This window comes from Photorhabdus cinerea (genome assembly GCF_011189575.1).
Classification (GTDB): Bacteria; Pseudomonadota; Gammaproteobacteria; order Enterobacterales; family Enterobacteriaceae; genus Photorhabdus; species Photorhabdus cinerea.
Genome location: NZ_PUJW01000065.1, coordinates 1 through 4,923 on the forward strand (window position 1 = coordinate 1; position 4,923 = coordinate 4,923).

The 4,923-nt window shown below is 42.6% G+C and carries 8 protein-coding genes; 3 read left to right on the top strand and 5 right to left on the bottom strand.

Features of this window, described 5'->3' with window-relative positions:
- Positions 1-49: 49 nt before the first annotated feature.
- Positions 50-1,450 (bottom strand): DNA circularization protein, encoded by a 1,401-nt coding sequence (locus C5469_RS22080; RefSeq protein ID WP_166310771.1) that lies wholly within the window; start codon positions 1,448-1,450, stop codon positions 50-52.
- 97 nt (positions 1,451-1,547) lie between these two features.
- On the opposite strand from C5469_RS22080, the gene C5469_RS22085 reads away from it, so the two are divergent.
- Entirely contained in the window at positions 1,548-1,850 is a 303-nt protein-coding gene (locus C5469_RS22085) for a type II toxin-antitoxin system HigB family toxin (protein ID WP_166310773.1), read from the top strand.
- A 3-nt stretch (positions 1,851-1,853) separates the two neighbouring features.
- On the top strand, positions 1,854-2,225 hold the full coding sequence (locus C5469_RS22090) for a helix-turn-helix domain-containing protein (protein ID WP_166310775.1): 372 nt from the start codon (positions 1,854-1,856) through the stop codon (positions 2,223-2,225).
- 37 nt (positions 2,226-2,262) lie between these two features.
- On the opposite strand, the gene C5469_RS22095 is transcribed toward C5469_RS22090, so the two are convergent.
- The gene (locus tag C5469_RS22095) at positions 2,263-3,150 is read right to left on the bottom strand and encodes a phage antirepressor N-terminal domain-containing protein (RefSeq protein WP_166310777.1); all 888 of its coding nucleotides are present in this window, start codon (positions 3,148-3,150) and stop codon (positions 2,263-2,265) included.
- A gap of 31 nt (positions 3,151-3,181) precedes the next feature.
- Positions 3,182-3,364, bottom strand: a complete 183-nt coding sequence (locus C5469_RS22100) for a CopG family ribbon-helix-helix protein (protein ID WP_166310779.1) — start codon at positions 3,362-3,364, stop codon at positions 3,182-3,184.
- Positions 3,365-3,456: 92 nt separating this feature from the next.
- Between C5469_RS22100 and C5469_RS22105 the strand changes: the two genes are divergently transcribed.
- The gene (locus tag C5469_RS22105; protein WP_166310781.1) at positions 3,457-3,738 is read left to right on the top strand and encodes an Arc family DNA-binding protein; all 282 of its coding nucleotides are present in this window, start codon (positions 3,457-3,459) and stop codon (positions 3,736-3,738) included.
- Positions 3,739-3,938: 200 nt separating this feature from the next.
- Here C5469_RS22105 and C5469_RS22110 read toward each other — a convergent pair whose 3' ends face one another.
- Both C5469_RS22110 and C5469_RS22115 read right to left on the bottom strand, forming a co-directional pair.
- Positions 3,939-4,088 (bottom strand): Hok/Gef family protein, encoded by a 150-nt coding sequence (locus C5469_RS22110; protein WP_166310349.1) that lies wholly within the window; start codon positions 4,086-4,088, stop codon positions 3,939-3,941.
- Positions 4,089-4,324: 236 nt separating this feature from the next.
- The coding region (locus tag C5469_RS22115; RefSeq protein ID WP_166310783.1) for a KilA-N domain-containing protein at positions 4,325-4,923 on the bottom strand (599 nt) is incomplete at its 5' end.

The following is a 4,923-nucleotide window of genomic DNA, read 5'->3' on the forward strand; positions in this document are numbered from 1 at the left end:
CATCCAAAGATCCTTCGCCCACCGATCACTAATGACAACTCATCACTTTTCATTGTTTCAGCGCCTTGAATTTAATGGGCATAAACGCCGGGTGAACTGGAGAGACGGCTTGGACTAGCTCATCACTACGTTCCGCATCTTGATAAATGCGATTAGCAATATTCAGCGCGGGTAATACAGAGGGTAAATTAAACTGTGTTAATCTCCCCTTGGCATCTTTCAGTGAGAAACTTTCAACAAATTCATAACGTAGCTGAACAAGGGCTTGAAAAATATCATCAGCCGCCAGATCACCCGCTTTGATAATGGCGTTATCAAGAGACTCACAAACACGCCGCTGAATTGTTGTGGCCTCGTCACGATTGGCGGGAATGAGTTCACTTGCTGTTTTTGCCATTGCGCCGGCAGACAAAACAATGATCAACAATGTCGTGGCTTCTGCTACATTCTTATCTACACTGCTTTGCTGATATTGCGTATTTTTAAAGCTGGCAAGATTTTCAAATACACGGACTTTCTCTGTCGTACTACCCGTTGTATTAATGATTACATTGATAACTAATTGTACTCCACCAGCCACCCCCTCAATCGAGTTAGCATTGTTGAGTTGTGATAGGGCTTTTGATATTGCTTCTCGTCCCATGACCGCCCCGGCCATTTTCTCATTGACCACATTTTTGTAGTTTTCACTGTCATTATTACGCAGTACAACACCCGTTGCACCGGAGACGGAACCGCCAATCTTGCCGCGACTGTAACGACCATAACGCTTACTACCGAACGTTGAATTTAGCGTATCACTGATATTAGTGACTTCATCGATTGATGACTGCACCATCTTTTCCCAAAAATTAATGGTCTGCTTGATGGTTTTGACTGCTTGGGTGACAGTGCGGATCTCGCCTTTTACCATTGAAACAAATTTAGCGACTGTCGTTGTAGCCGTTCTGAGCCAATTGGCATTCACTTTGCTGTCTGCCGCCGTGCTATTTGTGACAGCAAAGACTTTGAGACCGGATTCAATTACTGTAAGCGTGAACTCAAACACCCGGCCATTATCCGCACTCTCATTCACGCGCAAGCCGGATTCAGTAACGCTAACTGTTAGCTCCCCAAGCGTGGGGTGTATTAATGTGCCGCTTACACCCTCTTCACACGCCGCAACCAAGTTGTTACGCTGCGTGATCACATCAGGCGCTGAATAAACTTTACTGTCTTGAATAATGAAACCGCGAAGGGTGATTTTTCGGCTACTGCGGCCTAAGTCTTCAATCCACGCGGTATCTCTATAAGGGTATTCATGTACAGCTTGTCGCCTACCGAAAACACTCTCCCCGGACACCACGGCAAATGGCACTCCACGAAATGATGCCGGGTGTAAATGTTCCTTCCATGACCATTCCTGATCTTTACCCAAAAAGGAGGAAATGGCGTCTTTGATAAATGGCATATCACCACCTTGTGCTTTGGATACAAAAAAACCGCACTTAAGCGGTGTAGCGAACAAAATACTTGCATCAGTCCCAAAATGGGACTAGTATAACTTTATGAAAATTATCTCAGTCAGTACATTAAAGCAATTCTGGGAAATCTATCCCGATGCTGAACAACAGTTGAAAGCTTGGGTTGACGAGGCAAAAAAAGCCATATGGAAAAACCCTGCTGATATTAAAGCGCAATACCGCAATGCAAGCATCCTGAAAAACAATCGCGTGGTATTTAATATTAAAGGAAATAACTATCGTCTAATAGTTTCGATCTTTTATCCCGCTGGCTGGGTGTACGTAAAATTCATCGGCACACACAAACAATACGATGCTATAGATGCCAATACAATTGAGCCGGAGTGAACAATGAATATTAAACCAATCAGAACAGAACAAGACTATCAAGAAGCATTAAAAGCCATCTCACCGCTGTTTGATAATCAGCCTGAATCTGGATCTCCAGAATTTGATTATATGGAAATCATGGTTTTGCTGATTGAAGCCTATGAGACTGAGCATTTCCCGATTGACCCACCAGATCCAATCGAAGCTATCAAATTCAGAATGGAGCAATCTGGGCTAACAGCAAAAGACCTAGTACCGGCTATCGGTAAAGTAAATCGTGTGTACGAAATACTTAATCGCAAGCGTAGCCTCACGCTACCGATGGTATGGAACTTACATAAAATGTTCGGGATACCTGCGGATAGTTTAATCAAACCTGCTAAACACGCTTAGCATGATGGCTCAAATCTGAGCCATCCTTGGCTTAGGGTTAAAATGGACTGTTAGGGATTCTCAGGTTATGCAATACCCGCCAGTCACTATAGGTAAACGATGCGCACTCAATATGCGCTGTCTCTCTTTCTAATAAGCGCCGGGCTATGTTCATGTTTCGTGGATATTCACGTGACATTGAATAATATTTACCTTCAAGTTTATGTTCTGCTGCTTTCAGAATTGGATAAACATCAGATATTGAACTAATCATCTCAACAGCATCTCGCCATAACCAGCAAAGACTACACAGCTCATCATCTGTGAATTGAATCTTCGGGGGTGCTGGTAATTCTTGCTGTTTGCCAAGATACTCACCATCTAATACAAGCTTATGAACATACTCGATAGCTTCGGGGATTCTCTCCGCTGGCAACTGATCAATGTGAGAGACGTTAAAACGCTGATGAATGAAACTGCAAGCCTCCGGGTACATCAATCCCTTTTTACCCACAAGCATATTTACAGCATCACGCAATGGGGTACGTTCGTCTGTTGTGGTTTTTGTCTTTTTGGTTACTTCACCCTTGGTCCAATATTCATAGAGAACGTCGTCGCATTCTTCTTGATATTGAATGACTTTCTCACGAATAGAGGCTTTAACTTTGTTTGGGCTAATAGTACTTAACCAGCCAGCTAACTTGCGCAAAGCTAGGCAAGTCATTGATTGTAAACCGCCTTTTGTAGGTATAACGATTTCCGTTATACCTTTTGAAAAGCGTGTTTTTAATTTCTCTAACTGAGGTTGCCAAGTTAACTCCATACCATCAACAATGGGCTTCATTGGAACGTATGGCTCACCGTTGTGATTAACAACATAAAGATCATTGCCGTGGAACGGTACATTGATAGTGTTATCGATTGCATTAATTGCTATACTTGACATGTCTAGATTCCTTCGGTTTGGATTGGACAAATTAGAGGCCCTGGCTATTACCAGTAGTTAGGGCCTCGCTGTTTCTATCTATGTATTCTTTAAGTGCTTTAACGATTACATAGTTCATAGATCTATCTTGTGTATTTGCAATACACTTCAAGCTTTCTCTTACTTCGTTTGGCATCCTAATATTTACTTGTGGTGGTCTTCCTATATTACTCATGGCTCCTCCATATAATATAGCCATTGGCTACTATTGATAGACTAATAGTGATTGGCTACTATGTCAACAATTTATTATGCCGGATTCTATTTATGCGTCGTGATCCACAGATAAACATTCGTCTACCCCAAGACCTCAAAGATGCAGTGCAAAACATGGCATCAGACAACAAGAGGTCTGTAAATGCTGAGATTGTTGCCATTTTGTTAGATGCAGTAAGAAAGCACGAACTAAGTAATCAGAGTCAATCATCATCAGAAACACAGCTAAAGACAATAAATTGCCTCTATGAGCGAGAGATCTTAGAAGAAATTGCGAAGCTTGCCGCAGAAAACGCGGTAAAACTTGAAAGAAACGAAAAGGGTAAGAAATAGCCCTATTGCGGGCCTTTTATGCACTGCTCTACAAGTGTTTAGAAAGTTACAGCCCAAGCTAGGGATGGCTTACAAAAAACCGCAATTAAGCGGCTAGATATAAATAAAATGACAGGATAGCAATTAAGAGTTGGTGATAGGGCGCTTGAGAGTCATGCTCAACAACAAGAGATGGCGGGGATGACTCCCCGCCGTTGCTCTTACTTGGTTTCGTAATCCATGAAAACAGCAACCTCGGTTTGTCCGCTTCGAATGCGAACTTCACAGAGGTCCTTTCTCGTGATAAGTACCGCCGCTAAAGCGGCAACACAGATAACGATGGCGATAAATATCGCTTTTTGCTGTTTCATGGTTAGCGTCTCCTTGCCTTTCGGCGTGTAAGAGGCTAATCTTATGTTGCTACGCATAGATGGGCCTCAAATTGATTGAAAGATCATTTGGGGCTTTCTTCTATCCGCTCCAGCACGCCAGAGACAGATAGTCTCAAGCGCCCGCCAAAAATATACCAAAGCAAAATATATATATCCATACTATTACATTACGCTACTGAATTTATTTACAGTAAGCCATCCGTGGCCTTAAGTCCTTAAGCTACTTCAACGCCGTGGATCAAATGTCTAAGTGCCTTGATGCCGTTTTCGTTATAACGAAATGCCTCAACTTGTTTGTTAGAGTGGGCGGATTTATCCAGGAAAAACTTCCCGTATTGCTCGGTTTTCAGATTGTGCTCATTAGCAATCCGCCCGATTTTGTTAGCTGACAGATCCAGCATCTTTCCTACTTCACCAGCCGTGTAATATTTCTCTTCCAATACAGGGAGAGGAATCACATCTTGACCAATCAAGGGATTAATCACCGATGCTGCCAGCGTCTGTTTAGCCAAGTGATCTAGGTTCGGCAAGAGCATATTTAGTCTTTCAATCGAAGCTATGTTTTTTTCAAGAGCAACAGACTTCAACTGCTCTGCTTTAGCAAGTCGGTATTCAGGTAATCCTGATTGACTTTTAACCGGATAAGCAGCAACCAACTTGCCAGAACGGTAATCAATAAAAGTTTGATTAACCTGCAAGCGGAACTTTGGCGAGATCCACCCTGCATACTCAACAGCTAGAAGTTCGTGGGCAAAAGTGCCACCATTACGGCCATCAAGTGAAACAGTGCAAATCTGCATAGTTTCTTTTTCTA